This window comes from Terriglobus roseus DSM 18391 (assembly GCF_000265425.1).
In the GTDB taxonomy this organism is placed as follows: domain Bacteria; phylum Acidobacteriota; class Terriglobia; order Terriglobales; family Acidobacteriaceae; genus Terriglobus; species Terriglobus roseus.
The window spans coordinates 2112216-2129419 of record NC_018014.1 but is presented as its reverse complement, the minus strand read 5'-3'; the positions used below and the strand labels follow the sequence as shown (position 1 = coordinate 2129419).

The following is a 17204-nucleotide window of genomic DNA, read 5'->3' as shown; positions in this document are numbered from 1 at the left end:
CTGCAGGCATGACTGCATCTCTTCCCCATCGCCGCGGAGTTTCGCTGGGCTGCATCGCCGCGCTGTTGCTGTCGCCGCTAGCCCAGGCACAAACTGCTGCGCCCACCCCGAAACCTCTGACTCCCCTTTCTGCGAAGCAGCGTGCGAGGGCGGAAGATGCTTATCTTTCCGGCGCGAAGCACCTGAGCAAGGCAGAATTTCTGCCGGCTGAGAAGGATTTTGCGCGGGCCATTGTGGTGGATCCGTCGCGTCCGGAGTATGTGCAGGCGCTGGTGTTGTCGCGCGAGCATCGTGTGACGAACCTGCTGCAGCAGGCGGCGGCGACTCGGCCGAGAGATGCTGCCGCGGCGGATGCGCTGGTGGGACAGGCGCGAGCGCTGGATCGGGACAATCCGCGCGTGACGCAGCACGATGGGCCTACTGCGATCAAGCCGGTGCGAAAGATGGAGGTGGTGGGTGGCGTGGTGCTGCTGCACACGAACACCCGGCACAGTTACCACGAACGCAGTGACATCCGCACGCTTGCATCGCACATTGCTGCGGACTATGGCCTGAAGGCCGTACTCGATACCGAGGTGCCGACGAAGTCGTACCGCATCGATGTGGATGATGCGAGCTATGACGAAGTGATGAGTGTCTTCAGCGTGCTGACGAACATGATGTCGGTACCGCTGGATGAACATACGCTGCTGTTTGCGATGGATACGGTGGCGAATCGGCAACGGTATGAGCGCCTGGTGGAGGCGGTGTATTACCTGCCGGCGTTCACTGCTGATCAGTTGAAGGATTTTGTCAGCATTGCGCAGAACGTGCTGACGCTGAAGCAGGTCAGCGTGAAGCCGGGCGATGGATCGCTGGTGGTGCGCGGTCCGGCGGATCTGGTGGATGCTGCGGACAAGATTTTTGCAGACCTGATGACGGGCGGAAGCGATGTCGTGATCGACATGAAGCTTTATGCGATCGAGAAATCGCGGACGCAGAACCTGGGCGTTGTGCTGCCGTCGTCGCTGAATGCGTTCAGCCTGGCTTCGCAGGCGCAGAGTATTGTTTCGGCGAACCAGTCGCTGATTACGCAGTTGATTGCGAGCGGTGTGATTCCGTCGACGACGAGTGTGTATGAGCTGGCGGCCTACCTGGTGTTTGTGGCGGGTGTGGGCGGGACGAGTTCCCTGCTGTCGAACAGCTTTTTGATCTTTGGCGGTGGCGCGACGACCGGTGTGCTGTCTGCGGGCAATATTCCTACGATCAACCTGGCATTGAATCAGAGCGATGCGCGGTCGCTGGAGGATGTGCAGCTGCGTGGGAGCGACCGGCAGACGATTATCTTCAAGGCGGGCACGCGGTATCCGATCCAGACTTCGCTCTTCAGCGATATCGCTTCGAACGCGTCGAGTGCGCTGGGTAACACCACGGTGAATGGCGTCAGCCTGTCGAGCCTGCTGTCGCAGTACCTGGGAACGAACTCGAGCGGGAGCAATGGAATTATTCCGCAGTTTCAGTACGAGGACCTGGGGCTGGTGATCACTGCGGTGCCGCGCATCCTGCGTACGGGCGATGTGAGCATGCACCTTGAGATCAAGGTAAGTGCGCTGTCGGGTGCCGCGCTGAATGGGATCCCGATCCTGTCGAGCCGGCAGTTTTCGTCGGACCTGACGATGGCCGATGGCGATACGGCGCTGATGGTCAGCGACACGACTCAGAACGAGACGACAGCGGTGACGGGGGTGCCCGGACTGAGCGAGCTGCCGGGCTTCCAAGGAGGCACCAATCGCAATGGCACCCGCAGCACCGGCGACCTTGTGTTGATGCTGACGCCGCACATCGTGCGGTTGGGACACCGGAGCCCCACCGGACCTTACATCGCGCTGCCTCCGCGTCCTGACGACGAGTAATGCGACTGTGATGTCAGGCAATCGCTGGTGGAAAGTCTTCCACATGGGTGTTTGAGCGAGCTTCAAAAGACTGCGTAAACACTGGTGATTTCTTAGTTGCGAGCTAACGTTGACCTTAGTGCGAAGGCTGGATATACTTAATCTTGTTGAGCGGGAGTAGCTCAGTGGTAGAGTGCTTCCTTGCCAAGGAAGATGTCGCGGGTTCAAATCCCGTCTCCCGCTCCAATAAAGCCTTTTTCCCTTCCTGAACTGCTTCAGCCGGCTTTCTGAAGAATGTGCGTTCACCCCCGGATGCGCAAGTGGCGCGGTACCCAAGTGGTAAGGGAGAGGTCTGCAAAACCTTTATGCGTCGGTTCGATCCCGACCCGCGCCTCCAAACCCCTCTGATCTAAGTTCCCATTACATTCTTCTGACTGCTTCGCTTGTCTTCGTGCGCCTGTGACACTTGTTCCCTATCGCTCCTGACCTGGATTTGCTCACGCTGCGACAGCGCTGCGGCAACCCGGTGTGCGAGTTGTCGCAGCGAGTTTCCGTGCGTATTACGCAGCGGAGCCAGTTATCTCGAGCACTGCCACGGTGTACGGCGCGAGGTTGATGGTGAATTCGCTTGTGTATGGGAAGGACTTTGTTTCCGTCAGGATGGCGTTTGGGTTTTCAATGGACGCTGCGGCGGTTGGTGCTGCGGTGATGGTGTGCAGCACGGCGGTAGCGTTCTTCGGGGTCCGGGCACCTTGCAGACGTACGAGCAGGTCTGCCTTCACACCTCGGTAGTTGACCGCTTTGATGACCATGCGGCGGTTGTCTTCACTGGCCGTCGCGACTGCGTCCACCGAGCCGGGAATCCAGCCCTTCGGAATTGCGGTCGAGATCTTGTCGAAGAGGATGGCGCGGTTCGGCTGATCGCGAAAGGTTCCGGAGGTCGATGCGAGAAAGCGTTCGGCGTAGCAGTCGCTGAAGAGTTTTTCGACGGGATAACTGCCGCCCGGAAACCACGAGACGTGGTCGTGATAGATGGACGAGGTCCACGTGGGATCGTCGGTGATGTTACGCATGAGCAGCGCCGGACAGGTCATGCTGAGCGCTGGACTCAGGCTTTCGTACATCATGAGGCTGCCCGCAGCGTGCAGGCCGGCCCGCCAGTCGTAGGTGTGTTGCAGGCTCCATTCGAGGACCGCGATCTCGATCTTGGGGTGGTCCGAGTTGTGGACGTGGTCCCGCAGCTTCACGAGGTATTCGTGGATGCGGCGGACGCCTGTCTCGAAGTTATCGGGTTCGTATTCGTAGTTATGGCAGCCGAGGACATCGAAGTTCTTCCCTGCCAGGTCGATGACTTTCTCGCTCCACTCCATGTCATTCGAGCGTTTCTGTCCGCAGGCTACGACCTTTGCGGATGGTGCTGCGGCACGGATGCGCGGACCGTAGACGTTCACGATCTCCGCGTATGCATCGGGCGTGAAGCCGTTGTTCATGGGCTCGTTGTCGATCTGGAAGAGCTTGACGTTGTAGGGTTCGGGGTGGCCGTTGGCCGCTCGCAGCTTTCCCATCTCCGTCGTCGGCGGGTCGTTTACGTAGTGGATCCAATCGATGGCGTACTGCACGTCTTCGGGTTTGGTGCTGGTTGCGGGGAGCGTGATGAGCGGCTCGGCTTTCAGCTTCTTGCAGAGTGACAGGAACTCGTCGGTGCCGAAGCCGAAGTAATCGGAGTAACCGCCCCAGTAGGTATTGGGATGATAGCCGCGTGCGGCGTAGCGACCGATGCCTTCCTTCCACCTGTATGTGGATGCGAAAGAGCCACCGGGCCACCGGATGAACGCGGGCTTGAGGTCATTGAACGCACTGTAGAGATCGTGGCGGAACATGCCGTTGGCGCGGGCGGCTGCACTCATCATGGAGATGAAGTCGACGAGGATGGAGCCGTTGCCGGATGCGGTGAGTTCGATGGACGCCTGCGTGTCTCTGACGGTACTTGTGAAGGAGAACGGGAGTTCCTTCCACTCGGAGCCAGTGACGGCGATTGGGAGGGACGCGATCTGCTCTCCTGCGTGGCCGAGGACGCGGAGGGTAAGGTGCGAGGATCCTCGCTCGCGCTTGACCCAGAGTGAGCCTTCGTAGCGGCTGCCCTGCTCGAGAAAGATGCGGCCCTGCCGGATGGAGGCGTGGCCACCCTGGGCAGTGAGACGGACACTTTTCTTGCCGTTCTGAAACTCCAGATCTATGAGTTCGACGTGACCCTTTTCGCTGGACGGCTTCCAGTAGGTTTTGAAGTCATCGCCTTCGAACCCCGCGCCCTGGATCTGCTCGGCGTAAAGGCCGTCTTCAACGGAGTGATTGATGTGTTCGAGGAACTGGCCGTAGATGTTGCGATCGATGGGTGCTGTCTTTCGGTCCGTGTCGACGAGCAGCACGGCGACACCTGGCTCTAAAGTCTCCGCGTCCGCAACTGACAGCCATGGTGTGGCGCGTATGGGAAGAGCGGCCGTGGCAGCGATGGTGCTCAGGACAAAGTGTCTACGGTTCAATGCGGATTCCTTTTTGTGCTGTGCCCCTGCGCGCAGAGACTTGTTCGTTCGGCTTTGAGGGTTGGAAGAGCTTCGGTGCGACCTCGTGCAGGTAGAGACGCCAATTCTTCCACTCATGACCGTCGGCTGTCTCCATGGTTTCCATGTGGACACCCTTCGCCTTGAAGCGATCCGTTACAAGTAGTGAATTAGGACGAGCTATGTCGGTTGCGCCCCAGCCCCACCAGAAGAGTTTGAGTTGGGAGTTGTACGTGGGGATGCGCGCGGCTTCGGTCGTGAAGAAGGCCTGACGGTCTTGGTCGGTGGTCCAGCCGGAGCTCATGACGGCGAGATAGCGAAAGCTGCCGAGGTTGTGGAGGCCGACGTTCAGCGTCTGAATGCCACCCATGGAGAGGCCTGAGAGTGCCCGATCGTTCGGGCTTGTCTTCGCGCGGAAGTGGGTTTGCATGTACGGGATGATGTCCTTCATCATCTCGTCGTTGAAGGGGTCTTTCGTTGCGTCGGAGGTCATGACCTGGCCGCCGAGCGGTGTCCAGCCGGATGGCATGACGATGATCATGGGCACGGCCTTGCCTTCGGCGATGAGGTTGTCGAGGATGTCGTTGGCGCGGCCGACCGTGGACCATGAGGCCGCGGTCTCTCCGCCGCCGTGGATGAGGTAGAGGACCGGGTAGGTGCCGCTTCCCTTCTCGTACCCTGGCGGCGTGTAGACATACATTTCGCGGGTCGCGCCCTGATAGGTGGACGCCATGTATTTGACCCTGGAGACGCTGCCGTGCGGCACGTTGCGCGTGTCTGAAAAATCGCCCGGCACGATGAGGAGGCTTTCCATCTGGGACTGGTAGGGCGAGGTGTTTACGTTGCGCGAGTCAACCACGGACGCGCCATCAACCAGGAAGTGATAGCGCCAGGCGCCGGATTTGATCGGGAGCGCGGAGCTGCCTGTCCAGACGCCGTCGGGCGTTTTGATCATGGGGATGGCTGCTGCGAGGGCCTGCGCTGTGGTTCCATTACTGGCAGGGTCACGGGCGACGCCCTGCCCCATGTCGCCGGCCAGCGTAACGGCGGATGCCTGCGGTGCGTAGATGCGTAAGGTCACGCGGTTGTCGGGTGCGAGCTGTGGCGACACCAGCGGGGCGGGTCTGCCGGATGGGCGAACTGCAGGAGCGGCAGTCGTGACCGGAGGCGTCGGCGTCTGCGCCTGGGTTCCCGTTGTGAGTGCGAGACAGGCGAAGCAAAGCGCGGTCGTACGCAGAACCATGAACTCTCCTGAAACGCCCTGTATCGACGGCTTGCTGCGGCTGCAGAACAGCGGGACTGATGGGCAGCTCGTTCGCCGTCGTGCGTTTTGCGCGGTAACTGACTTTCACATCCCTACGACTCACGGCCACGTAAACGTTTACTACAATGCGACCCGATCTTACACCAGGTGCCGCGGGCGACGCGCCCTTGGAGGATGTGCGATTTTTCGGTTGCGCGTGTAACCAGAACAATCCCCTCCAGGAGAGAGCTGACGGACGCCAGGGTCAGTAACGATTCCGATGCGCCGATTCATTTCGGTGCGAGGTTTTCCAAAAGCGTTCGGGCGGAATCACCACGCACTACCGTTTGAAAGGTGGTTGTATCTGCTGAAGCTTTGCCTGCAAGCATGCGGCAACGTGGGCACTGGCCGTGGAGACGATGCGAGTGAAACGTTTTTTGTTCGCAGCTCAAAAAAACTCTTGACTATCGATGACGGACAGATTGTATAGTTCCTCGATTTTCAACCGACAATTTCAGAGGTCGCATACATGGAGAAGTTTCCAGGAGCTTTTCGTCCGGTAGGGAAAACGTTTACCTGCGTACGCGATGTCCTGTCGCCGTCCGTGGCTGTAGCGGGAATCGTAGTTGCATTGGCAACGAGTGCATATGGACAGACTTCGGGAAGCATCTCTGGCCACGTTGCCGATCCGCAAGGTGCTGCGGTACCTGTCACTTCAATTTTGTTGAAGAATGTGGACACCGGTGCCGAGCGCACGACGGTGACAACTTCCACTGGCGATTACACTTTTACGGAAGTTCCCATCGGCTCGTACGTGGTGTCCGCACAGCATGCCGGCTTCAAGACCAGTTCGAGCAGTGCGCTCGATGTACAGATCGGACAGTCTGTTCGCTTGGACGTGCACCTGGAGATCGGTGCCATCAGTGAGACAGTTGAGGTTTCGACTGCGGGCACGTTGCTGCAGTCTGAGAATGCAGCAACCGGTACGGTAATTGGAAACGAAGAGCTTACGGAGTTACCGCTGAATGGACGGAACTACCTTGGTCTGGTGGCCCTCTCTTCCAACGTGAATACGCTCTCCCAGGCATCGGGTCAGGCCGGCAGCCGCCTGGGTGGCGACCGCGCGAACCAGTCCATCGCGGTGGGCGGGCAGCGCATTATGTTCAATTACTTCACGCTGGACGGCGTGAATAATACCGATCCCGACTTCAATACCTATATCGGTCTACCTTCTCCGGATGCCATACAGGAGATGAAGGTTCAGACCGGCGTCTACTCTGCGGAGTTTGGGCATGAAGCTTCGCAGGTCAACGTTGTGACGAAGGGCGGCACGAACAAGTATCACGGTACGGCATACGAGTTTATTCGGAATAACTTTGTTGACGCGCGGCCCTACTGGTTCCCGCAGCGCCAGGCAGCCGGAGCTGTGCAGCAGATCAACCCATTCAAGTACAACGATTTTGGTTTTGAACTGGACGGTCCAATCCGGATTCCGAAGCTTTATAACGGCAAGGATAAGTTCTTTTTCATGGTTTCGAAGGAGTGGTTCCGCAGCCGCTCTAGCAATCCCAATGCGACGGCGACGGTGCCAACAGCGGCGATGGCCGGGGGCGACTTCCGTGGTTACTCCTACCAGTATGTTGATCCGAGCGGGGCCGTTCGCAATGCTCCTGTCACGATCTATGATCCATCGACCGGAAATGCGAACGGAACAGGCAGGCAGCCGTTTCCGAATAACATCATTCCGGCAGGTCGGATCTCGAAGCAGACCACCGCACTTTTGAAGTACCTGGGTACTGCAGCGAGTTTGCCGACTTACAACTGCCCAGCAAAGGTCACGACCAACACGAACTGCGCGGCCGTCCCGAATTATCGGTACTCCACCACCAGCCCTTCGAACCGCGAGAGCCTGTATGTGCGCGGTGACTACAACTGGTCCGATCGGACGCAGATCAGCTTCCGCTACGGCCAGGGTGATGGCGATTCTCTTAACACAGGGCTGCTTGGCGCCGGCAGTAAGACCATCACGCAATATCAGCAATACATGGGATCGCTGACGCATACCTTCTCGCCCACGGTGGTGAACGAAACGCGGTTTGGTTATAGCAACTTCTTCAACTCGCTGGGCCTGGTGTCCGCATTTACGACCGACGTCGTGAGCAGCCTTGGCATTCCCGGGCTTACCGGGGGCGATCCGGCGACCTGGGGCATTCCTTCCGTGAGCTTTTCGAACTTCGCCGTTTCCGGTGTTCAGAGTTCGGGTGCGTTTGGCACCGCGCCGGCTATCTGGACGGGGTTCGGCGATCAGGGAGGGGATGGACCGTACGTGCTCCGCGACCCCTCCTGGCAGATTGTCGACAACGTAACGCTGATCCGCGGCAAGCACTCGCTTCGCCTGGGGTATGAGTTCAACCGGCAGACATTCAACCAGCTTGGCAACCAGTTCTCTCGTGGCCAATTTTCCGCGCAGCCGCTGACCACTTCGTTCTATACCGGGACGACGCTGACCGGCGGCGATTCCCTGGCGGATTTGCTGCTGGGTAATCTGCAGCAGTCTGTAGTTGCCGTGGCAGTAGCCAACGCGAATGACGTGCGGAATGTGCAGGCCGGTTATGTCGACGACACGTTCAAGGGAGCCAGAAGTTCACCGCATCCATTGGCCTGCGATACGAGTTGACTCCGCCGTGGACGAACACGTTCGGCAACAACTTTAACGTGCGCCTGCCACAACTTCCGAAGCAGGGTGACACCAACACGACTTACACCGCAGCGCAGCTTCCCTACTATGTGCGGCAGGGCAACTGCGCTCCGGCCGATGTGTACGCGAGCATTGCAGTCCGGTGGACGGCGAGCCGGGCGGAGTGCAGCAACGGACAGATTCCCAATGACACGCTGATGAACACCCGGTATACCGACATTGCGCCGCGTATCGGCCTGTCGTGGGCGCCCATGGAGAAGACGGTGATCCGCGCCGGGTTCGGCATCTTCTACACGCAGGACGTCGCAAACGCGGTCTTTGATATTTCGCGCAACATCGCGGGACGCGTCACGGTGACGAACCAGAATGCGAATCAGCTTGGCGCTCCCTCGAACCTGACGTGGGCGAACGCTGCTCCTGGCGCGAGCGGCGCCACCACGGTGAACCTGCCGGCGACGACGGTAGCCTTCTCAAATGCCGTGAGTCACAAGACCAGCTATACCCAGCAGTTTCTTTTGAATATTCAGCAGCAGATCGGCAAGAACTGGTCCATGGAGGCGGGGTTCCAGGGCGCATTGAGCCGGCATCTGTATGGCTTCATCAATGCAAACGCTGCAACGCCGTGGAGCTTCTTTGGCAGCACCTCGGCGACTCCGGTCGGGCCACGTCAGCCGTTCCCGAACGTGGCGGGCGGTTTGCAGTATGTCCACGACGGCGGCAGTGCAAACTACAACTCTGCAACGTTCAAGCTAAACCGTCGGTTCAGCAAGGGTATGAGTCTTACCAGCTCGTACACGTACTCGAAGTCGCTGGACAACACGAGCGGCATTCGCAACCAGGGCAACGATCAGCTGTACCCACAGAACAGCTACTGCCTTTCCTGCGAGTATGGCCCGTCCGCGTTCGATGTGAGGAATCGCGTAGTGGTGGCCGCACTGTATGAGCTGCCAATCGGACCGGGCCGGCTGATCCCGCTGCAGAATAAGGCGTTGGTTTCGATCCTTGCCGGATGGCAGGTGGGCGGAATCTTCACGCACCAGACAGGCCAGGTGGCGACCCCGCAGACGGGTGCGGATAATGCCGGCATCAGCAGTCCGTTTGGAAACTTCGATCGTCCGAACCAGACCGGCGTCAGTCAGTATCTCTCAGGGACTGCGCGATCGGTTGATAAGTGGGCAAACCTTGCGGCGTATGCGAAGTCACCCGCCGGGACTTTCGGCAATGTGAGCCGCGGCAGCTTTACCGGGCCGGGCGTCACGAACCTGGATGCTTCGCTTCATAAAGACTTTGCGATGCCCTACGGTGAGCATCATGCACTGTCGATCCGCTTTGAGGCCTTCAATGCACTGAACCATCCGAACTGGAACACGCCGACGCTGACGATCAACTCGTCGACGTTTGGACAGGTGACCGCGGGGAATATGCGTCAACTGCAGCTGGCGGCCAAATATCTGTTCTGACGCGGTCTCCCTGCACTTCCTATGAATAGCCCTGGATGGCTTTGTGCGGCATTCGGGGAGGCCGTTCGATTGCCTTCTTAACCTGAAAACGAGGACTTATGAAATACATTGCAATGTTCGCCGCAGCGGCCCTGACCGCAGGCACCGCATGGGCGCAGCCGCCGGCTGCGTGTAAACCGTCGTCGTTGAATATTCCGGGTGCACCTTATCCCTGCGTGATGCCGGACCGGACGGCGATGTTTCGCGTGAATGCGCCGGCCGCTCAGAAGGTGCAGGTGAGCGCCGGTGGGCGCGTCGATATGACCAAGAAGGAAGATGGCCTGTGGTATGCCACGACACCGCCACTGGTGGAGGGTTTCCACTACTACACGATCAACATCGACGGGGCGTCAGTGTCAGACCCGGCGACGCGGACTTACTTTGGCGGCGGCCTGTGGAGCAGCGCCATTGAGGTTCCGGCTGCGGATGCGGAGTTCTATGCACACAAGGACGTGCCGCATGGAGTGGTGCGCGAACAGGAGTACTTCTCTACGGTGACGCAGCAGTGGCGACGTGCCATGGTGTACACCCCGCCGGGTTATGACGCGAACGCGAAGGTGCGTTACCCAGTTCTGTATCTGCTGCATGGGTGGGGGGAAAACGAAGTCGGCTGGACCTACCAGGGCCATGTCGACCAGATCATGGATAACCTGATCGCCACGAACAAGGCCAAGCCGATGGTGATTGTGATGGATAACCTGAACGCAGCGAAGCCGGGTGAGGATGCGTCGATTTACAACGCTCGTTCTGTGCTGACACAGGCCGTGCCAGTGCCGCCGCCCGCGCCGGGTGCGACGCCGGCTCCCCGTGGCATGCCGCGCATGAGCAATACGTTTACCGAGATGATGGTTGCGGACCTGATCCCGATGGTGGAGAAGAACTACCGCACGGCGCCAGGTCGTGAGAACCGCGCGATGGCTGGACTGTCGATGGGTGGTTTTCAGACGCTCAACACGGGACTTACCAATCTGGATAAGTTTGCTTACCTGGCGGGATTCAGCGGCAACTGCGGCAGCCTGGGCGCCAGCTTCGATCCGAAGACGAGTTGCAGTGGCGCCTTTGCGGATCCGGCGGCGTTCAACAAAAAGGTGAAGTTGCTTTATATCTCGACGGGATCTGTGGAGGGGCCGCGCGTGAAGCAGTTCAGCGATGCGCTACAGACCGCTGGCGTGAACAATGTGTACTTCGAGTCACCAGGAACGGCGCATGAGTGGTTGACTTGGCGACGGTCGTTTCAGGACTTTGCACCGCGTTTGTTTCGATAGGGCTGTTGTTGTTCCATAGAGAAAGAGCAAGGGCCTCCGGATTTCGGACGCCTTTACTTGTGCTGTAGGTCTTTGATGTCACGGATTCAGACGAACCCACGTCTCAGAAGCGAGACGTGGGGCACCCGGTTTTGTGTTGGCTATTTGTTCGTTGTGTGCCAGGTGAAGCGTGCGCCGTCGGTTGCGTTGGGCCTTGGGCCGGGGCTGTCGGCGATCAGCTTTCCAGTGGCGGCGTCAGCGCGGAGATAGCGGTGGTTCTGGAGTGACATCAGGGTCAGTTCACCGGTCAGGCTGGTGATCCATTGGAAGGTATTGCCGGATGCAGGCTTGCCTGCCTGCATGGTCGTTGCGCCGGCTTCATCTACGTGCAGGCAGCGATTCTGGCTGCAGAGTTGAATGCGGCCGGGACCTGCGCGACGGACTTCGATATGGCCTGTCGCAGTCGGGGTCATGGCTGGCGCTGCACCTTTGAGCGAGATGCCGGAGGTCGCGGCCAGGCCGAAGGTCTGGAGTGCGATCGACTTTCCGTATGGGATGGGCTGCATGTTGGCTCGGGGTGCTGGTTCGTTCACCGTAAAGTCGTCGAAGTCGGCGTAGCCGGACACTGGCTTCCCTGCACTGTTGTAGCTGAAGAGCGAGTACCGGATGCCCTGGAAGGTGATGATCTGGTAGACGAGCGTGACAGGCGCGCCGAGGTTGCGAAAGTCCTTGCCGTTGGTGCTGTAGCTGAACTGTGCTGTCTCTTTCCGGTAATCGCAGGTGGCTCGCAGCCAGACGCGGTTGGACTGGAGCGGTTCTGAGACAGGGCCTGGGGCTTGTTCGTCGGAGACCGTTATGGATTGGCCTGTGTCTGTCTTTGTGACGCCGATCCAGGCGTTCGGGAAGTTGAAGAGGGCCAGGCCTGCTGTGTCTCCCGTTGCCATGCCTTTGGTGTCGAGCACGGTGGTGGGTGTGGACTGTGGGCCGATGGCACGTTGCGTGAGGGTGTTCTTTGCGGCGCGGAGTTCGGTTGCCGGCATGGCGTGGAGGCGAAGATAGCCGGGGCGCTCGGTGAGCGACCATTTGCCGTCGACGGGTACATGGTTCCACTGCCAGATGTTGGCCAGCTTCGGTCCGGAGAAGTCATCGTTGCGCACATAGGGTGCATGTACTGCGCTGGTGGTGCCGGTGTTGGGCTTGAGCCAGGTGCGTGGGGTGCGGCCGAGATTGCCGGGCAGACCGAAGTAGGGCCATCCGTCCGTCCACGTGACGGGTGAGATGCTGAGCAGCCGGCCGATCGCGTTGGCATCCTGCATGGAGAAGCCCCACCACTCGCCGGTGGGTGTGTCGAGGATGCCGCCCTGATGGATGGCGACGCGGCCCATCGTTTCGGGGTTGGGTGGCGTGATCTTGTAGGGCGGCTTGATGGAGCCGTCGCGGCGTGGGCCCGGGTTCATGCCGTGGCCTTTAACCAGGCCGAAGTCTTCGCCGCGGCTGACGTTCTGATTGACCTCCCATGGGCCGGTGAGTTTGTCGGCGCGGGCGGTTGGCATCCGCTCTTCGCCGACGTACCAGGCGCTGGTAAGGATGTACTTGCCCTTGATCTTGTAGAGGTGCAGGCCTTCGCCCATGCCCTGATCGGGATTGATGATCTGCTGTTCACTGCCGGGCACGATGTCGGTGAGGTCGTCTGTGAGTTGTGCCAGATGGATGGCTCGGTAGCCCCAGACGGCGTAGGCCTTGCCGTCGTCGTCGAAGAGCACGGAAAGATCGTGCAGGCTCTGCGTCATGGGTTTGCGCGTCCATGGTCCGGCGGGGCTGGTCGCCTGGAAGAGCTGTGTGGTCTTACCGTTGACGTTGCTGAAGATGTAGTACGTGCCGTTGTGATAGCGGAAACTGGGCGCCCAGATGCCCTGGCCGTAGATGCTTCGACCGTCCTCGAGGCGGTACTCGGGACCAAGGTCGAGTTTATCGAGCGCGTAAGTTACGAAGTCCCAGTTGACGAGGTCTTTGGAGTGCAGGATAGGAAGGCCCGGCATGCTGTGCATGGTGGTGCCGGTGAGATAGAAGTCCGACCCGACACGAATCATGTCAGGGTCGGAGAACTCGTCGTAGAAGAGCGGATTGCTGTACGTACCGTCGCCGTTGTCGGCGTGCCATGTCTGCGCGTGGCCTCTTGCAAAGCAGCAGAGCGCGGCGAAGAAGAGCAGGCTTGTGGTGGTCGCTTTGAGGTGGTGCAACAGTGAGGACCTCATGTATCTACATGCCACCATCAATTGCTGCTCCTTTTGCCTAGTGGGTGTGATCGGCGCATGTTGTATCGAAGCACAGGTTCTTGCTGAAGAACGGCATCACGTGGTTCTGGAAGCGGTCGGCGACGGCGCTCGTGTGTGTGCCGGGGTAGATCTCAAAGGAGTTGGCAACGCCGTACTGATCCATGATGTTGTGCAGCTTGCCTGCGTCGATCCTGAGACCATCCTGATCGCCCACATCCATCGCGATGGCGTGATAGCGCTTGAGTTCGTCGATGTATTGATCGACGAATTCCAAGGGGGCATTTGCTGCCCAGCGGGCGAGCACGTCGGGCTGCGTGACGCCGTCCTTCGTGGGCAGGTCAAGGTAGAGCGGTGGGTTCTTCGGATTGGGTGACCATGCCGCGGCGGTTGCGAGTTGAGCGCGCGCGCCGAAGGGCAGCTTGGCGGAATCTTCCGCGTTCTTGACTGCAGCCAGCGTCTTTTCCATCTCGGCGTTGGCGGGGCCTGCGGGGCGCGCCGACATGCAGCACGGACTCATGATGTAGAGGCTGCCGAAGACATCAGCGTGCTTCATGCCGATTCGGCTGGCGCCGTAGCCACCCATGGAGTGGCCGACGAGGCCGCGGCTGGCACGGTTGGGCATTGTGCGGTAGTGTGCGTCGATGTATGCGACGACTTCCTGCGCGATGAAGCGTTCGAAGTCGCCCGTTGTGACCGAACTTGAGTACATGGAACCGTTGTGTACTGTCTTGGAGTCCGGCAGCACGACAATCATGTCCTTCGCGCCCTGTGCGAGACCGCCTTCGATGGTCTGCGGGACGTGGATCTCCTTGCTCCACTGGTCGGCTCCGATGGAGTAACCGTGGAGCGCGTAGATGACGGGATAGTGGCGCTTCTTATCTTTGTCGTAGCTGGGCGGCAGATAGACGATGACGTCGCGGTCTGCAGAGTCACCTTCAAGACTGCCCTCAAGGAACTTGCCGTGGATCTTGATCTTCTCCGTCCGGACGGGCTTGGCACCGGGAATGACTGCCGGGACCTCGGTCTTTGCCTGCGCGTGCATTTGCGTTGCGGCGCCCGCTGCTAATCCCAGCAAGAGACAGAGGGAGACTGTGACACGTTGCATGGAAGAACCTTTCTTACTTATGTATTGCGCTGCCAGTAGACGGAATATTTCTGGTCGCGGACCTGGTACATCGGCATGACTTCTACCGCTGCGCCCGCCTTGTCTTCCGCCTGAAAGTGGAGTGGCTTTCCCTGCACCGGCTTGAGCCAGCTGCCGGGTGTAGTGCCAGCCTTGATTCCTGGAAGTGGTGCGGCAGCAGGAACACCTTCCGGTGCGGTGCCTCGGCCGGTGAGGATTTTTGTCGGGCCGGAGGTCGGGCCGTCCCCGAGTGTGCCTGCAAGAACGAGCGGGCCGTAGAGAGCGGCGGCGGTGTTTGGGCTGCCGGGTAGCGGCTCCTCTCGCAGGGCCATGGGGAGATGCACCGTCACGGTGTCGCCAGCGTGCCAGGTCCGGCGGATGACGAGGTAGGAGCCCGGCTCGGCGAAGGCTTCGAGGCGCTTGTCATTCACGGCGACAAAACCTCCATCGGCGATCCATGAGGGGATGCGGATGGCGATGGAGCGTTCCTGCGGCTGCGCCGTCTGTATGGTGAGGCGCGTCTGCGACTCGGATGGGAAGCTTGTTTCCTGCCGCAGGGTGAAGCCCTTTTCCTTCCACGTCAGGACGGATGCGATGAATTGGTTGACGTAGACCGTGTCGTTCGCATGGAAGTAGATGGAGTCGCCGAACTTCGCGAAGTCTTCTGCGCCAGTGCCGGTGCAGCACCAGAAGGACTCTTCGGGCGAGCCGTAGACGCGCCAGTAGCCGGCGGCGAGCGGGAAGAAGTATTGCTTCAGGCCGGCGGCGTCCTGCGTGCCGAGGCGAGCGTTGAAGAGCGTCCGCTCGTAGGCGTCCATCCAGCGAGCGTCACCGGTCCATGCGGAGAGGTGCCGTTCGAGCTTCATGAGGTTGTAGGCGACGCAGCACTCTGCGTTCTTGAGCGAGAGCGAACCGGCCAACGAGCCTGCGGGCGTCCGCCAGTGTTCGTCGTCGCTGGTGTTGCCGATGGCGTAGGTGTGCGCGGAGAGGACGTCGTCGAGGAAGTAGCTGGCGATCTCCTGGTAACGGCGATCGCCCGTCGCTTCGTACATGCGGGCGGCACCGATGATCTTGGGGATGCTGGTGTTGGCGTGGAGGCCCTGCAGTTCGTCGCGATGCGCTGCGAGTGGATCGAGGAAGGTGGGCTGCTCAAACTTGCGCGCCTGCGAGAGGTAACGCTCCTTGCCGGTGAGGCTGTAGAGGTTCACGAGGACTTCGTTCATTCCGCCGTACTCGATGCGGAGGATGCCTTGGCGCTGCGCATCGCTCATGTCGGCGAAGTAGGCTGACGACCATCCTGCCATGCCTTCTGCTACCTTCAGCGCGTCTTCGTTGCCGGTCTGCGTGTACATGTCGACGAGGCCGGCCATGATCTTGTGGTAGGTGTAGAACGGTGCCCAGACCTGTTTGCCGAGGGCCAGCCGCTGGAAGAGTTCGGGCGGGTAGGCGCTGAGATAGCCATTGCCATTGGCCTTTTGACAGGCGGCGAGGCCGGCTACGAGGGCGTTCCCTTTTTCGCGCAGTGTCGTGTTCCCTGCTCCTGCGGATGCAAAGGCTACGGCGGAGAGATAGTGCCCGCCGGCAAAGTGGCCGCGGAGTTCTCCATTCGGAATCTCCCAGCCACCATAGGGTTTTGCGGATGAAGTGATGCCGGCGGTGAGACGGAAGCTGTGCAGCAGGCGGTCGACCTGCAGGCTGTCGAGATACTTCTCATTCACATCGGCGGAGCGTTTGAACTCACCATCCAGGAGGCGGACTGCGCTCATGGGAAACGGCGAGAGGCGACCGTCGATCTGCAGCATGGCGTCAGGCCGACGCGCCTGCGCGCGGAGGCCGGGGGTAACTTGCGCTGCAGCGAGGATGGCGCCCCACTGCAATACTTTTCTACGAGTGACTGCGATGCACATATCGACTCCACGGCCGGGGTTGCCGCTGTTACTTGGCAAGGGTGATCGTATAACCCTTGATTGGTTTGTCGTCTGCGTCCAGGAGGCGTGCGCAGAAGTCCGTTGCGCCGCCACCGTTCACGACGGCTGCACGGATGATGTTCTGTCCTTTTTTCAGTGTGAGCCGCTTTGAGACGCCGTCGTCGATGACTGTTTGGCGATCGCCGTAAATGCCGATGACCTCTTCGCCGTTGAACCACCAGACGGAGGCTGCGTTGGAGCCGATGGCCAGACGGACGTCCTTCATCTCAGTGGGCGAGTTGACCACGGTCACTGCCCAGAACAGGACGTCCGATGTCGGCCTGGCGAGGGAGCGCGAAAAATGAAAGAGGTTGAGGTTGTAGTTCTTTGTGTCGAGGGCGTGCCAGGTGAGGTCTTTGCCGTCGACGGTTGTCTTATCGCCAGTGTGTGGCACCGCCGGCTGCGTGTCGGGTAAGGCATCTTTCTTGACGGTGGCCTGCACGGCGTTCTGTGTGACGCCCATGACGGGAATCGGCTCAAGCACGAGCCAGCGCTGGATGAAGCCTTCGGCGCTGGGCACCGCGGTGGGCGTCGTTGGTGTCGTCAGTGTTGCGGCCGGGATGGGGCCGGTGGGCGCTTCTGTCGGAGCCTGTGCTGCGGCTGATCTTGCAGCAACTGTGGTCAAAAAGATTCCGGTAACGATTGCGACCCACGCGATGGAACGCCATTGAAACTCTTTCATCGATTCAGCCCTTCGGTTTCCTATGAAACGTTTGTTCCGAGAT

10 protein-coding genes and 2 tRNA genes are annotated in these 17204 nt (G+C 60.0%); 6 read left to right on the top strand and 6 right to left on the bottom strand.

The features are described from left to right. Positions 1–8 precede the first annotated feature (8 nt). From TERRO_RS08830 to TERRO_RS08820, 3 genes are all read left to right on the top strand, one after another. Positions 9–1892: a type II secretion system protein GspD gene (locus tag TERRO_RS08830; protein ID WP_014785653.1), complete on the top strand. Its 1884-nt coding sequence runs from the start codon at positions 9–11 to the stop codon at positions 1890–1892. Between the two features lie 150 nt (positions 1893–2042). Beyond that, positions 2043–2117: transfer RNA gene (locus TERRO_RS08825), tRNA-Gly, on the top strand. 76 nt (positions 2118–2193) lie between these two features. After that, positions 2194–2268: transfer RNA gene (locus TERRO_RS08820), tRNA-Cys, on the top strand. A 163-nt stretch (positions 2269–2431) separates the two neighbouring features. On the opposite strand, the gene TERRO_RS08815 is transcribed toward TERRO_RS08820, so the two are convergent. Together TERRO_RS08815 and TERRO_RS08810 are read right to left on the bottom strand one after the other, a co-directional pair. Next, positions 2432–4411: a carbohydrate binding domain-containing protein gene (locus TERRO_RS08815; RefSeq protein ID WP_014785652.1), complete on the bottom strand. Its 1980-nt coding sequence runs from the start codon at positions 4409–4411 to the stop codon at positions 2432–2434. Further along, positions 4401–5672 carry an alpha/beta hydrolase-fold protein gene (locus TERRO_RS08810; RefSeq protein WP_014785651.1) on the bottom strand — a complete coding sequence of 424 codons (1272 nt, stop codon included), beginning with the start codon at positions 5670–5672 and terminating at the stop codon, positions 4401–4403. The genes TERRO_RS08815 and TERRO_RS08810 overlap by 11 nt, the downstream gene beginning before the upstream one ends. 529 nt (positions 5673–6201) lie before the next feature. On the opposite strand from TERRO_RS08810, the gene TERRO_RS08805 reads away from it, so the two are divergent. The 3 genes from TERRO_RS08805 to TERRO_RS08795 all read left to right on the top strand — a co-directional run bounded on the left by TERRO_RS08805 (position 6202) and on the right by TERRO_RS08795 (position 11134). Next, positions 6202–8349, top strand: coding sequence for a TonB-dependent receptor (locus tag TERRO_RS08805; protein ID WP_081490622.1), 2148 nt, complete (start codon positions 6202–6204; stop codon positions 8347–8349). Next, on the top strand, positions 8346–9830 hold the full coding sequence (locus tag TERRO_RS08800) for an outer membrane beta-barrel protein (protein ID WP_041592521.1): 1485 nt from the start codon (positions 8346–8348) through the stop codon (positions 9828–9830). The genes TERRO_RS08805 and TERRO_RS08800 overlap by 4 nt, the downstream gene beginning before the upstream one ends. Positions 9831–9928: 98 nt before the next feature. After that, positions 9929–11134, top strand: coding sequence for an alpha/beta hydrolase-fold protein (locus TERRO_RS08795; protein WP_014785650.1), 1206 nt, complete (start codon positions 9929–9931; stop codon positions 11132–11134). A 140-nt stretch (positions 11135–11274) separates the two neighbouring features. Here the strand turns inward: TERRO_RS08795 and TERRO_RS08790 are convergent, their stop codons facing one another. Genes TERRO_RS08790 through TERRO_RS08775 form a run of 4 tightly spaced genes read right to left on the bottom strand, consistent with a single transcriptional unit; the run spans position 11275 to position 17161 of the window. Beyond that, positions 11275–13386 carry a glycoside hydrolase family 43 protein gene (locus TERRO_RS08790; protein WP_014785649.1) on the bottom strand — a complete coding sequence of 704 codons (2112 nt, stop codon included), beginning with the start codon at positions 13384–13386 and terminating at the stop codon, positions 11275–11277. 19 nt (positions 13387–13405) lie between these two features. Beyond that, positions 13406–14494: an alpha/beta hydrolase gene (locus TERRO_RS08785; RefSeq protein WP_014785648.1), complete on the bottom strand. Its 1089-nt coding sequence runs from the start codon at positions 14492–14494 to the stop codon at positions 13406–13408. 17 nt (positions 14495–14511) lie between these two features. Beyond that, positions 14512–16419: a glycoside hydrolase family 127 protein gene (locus tag TERRO_RS08780; RefSeq protein ID WP_014785647.1), complete on the bottom strand. Its 1908-nt coding sequence runs from the start codon at positions 16417–16419 to the stop codon at positions 14512–14514. A 28-nt stretch (positions 16420–16447) separates the two neighbouring features. Beyond that, positions 16448–17161: a hypothetical protein gene (locus tag TERRO_RS08775; protein WP_014785646.1), complete on the bottom strand. Its 714-nt coding sequence runs from the start codon at positions 17159–17161 to the stop codon at positions 16448–16450. Between the last annotated feature and the right edge of the window lie 43 nt (positions 17162–17204).

Coding starts and splice junctions, on each gene's coding strand:
- TERRO_RS08790 (WP_014785649.1), bottom strand. CDS start 13,386: ATGGTGGCATGTAGATACATGAGGTCCTCACTGTTGCACCACCTCAAA.
- TERRO_RS08780 (WP_014785647.1), bottom strand. CDS start 16,419: ATGTGCATCGCAGTCACTCGTAGAAAAGTATTGCAGTGGGGCGCCATC.
- TERRO_RS08795 (WP_014785650.1), top strand. CDS start 9,929: ATGAAATACATTGCAATGTTCGCCGCAGCGGCCCTGACCGCAGGCACC.
- TERRO_RS08805 (WP_081490622.1), top strand. CDS start 6,202: ATGGAGAAGTTTCCAGGAGCTTTTCGTCCGGTAGGGAAAACGTTTACC.
- TERRO_RS08785 (WP_014785648.1), bottom strand. CDS start 14,494: ATGCAACGTGTCACAGTCTCCCTCTGTCTCTTGCTGGGATTAGCAGCG.
- TERRO_RS08830 (WP_014785653.1), top strand. CDS start 9: ATGACTGCATCTCTTCCCCATCGCCGCGGAGTTTCGCTGGGCTGCATC.
- TERRO_RS08810 (WP_014785651.1), bottom strand. CDS start 5,672: ATGGTTCTGCGTACGACCGCGCTTTGCTTCGCCTGTCTCGCACTCACA.
- TERRO_RS08775 (WP_014785646.1), bottom strand. CDS start 17,161: ATGAAAGAGTTTCAATGGCGTTCCATCGCGTGGGTCGCAATCGTTACC.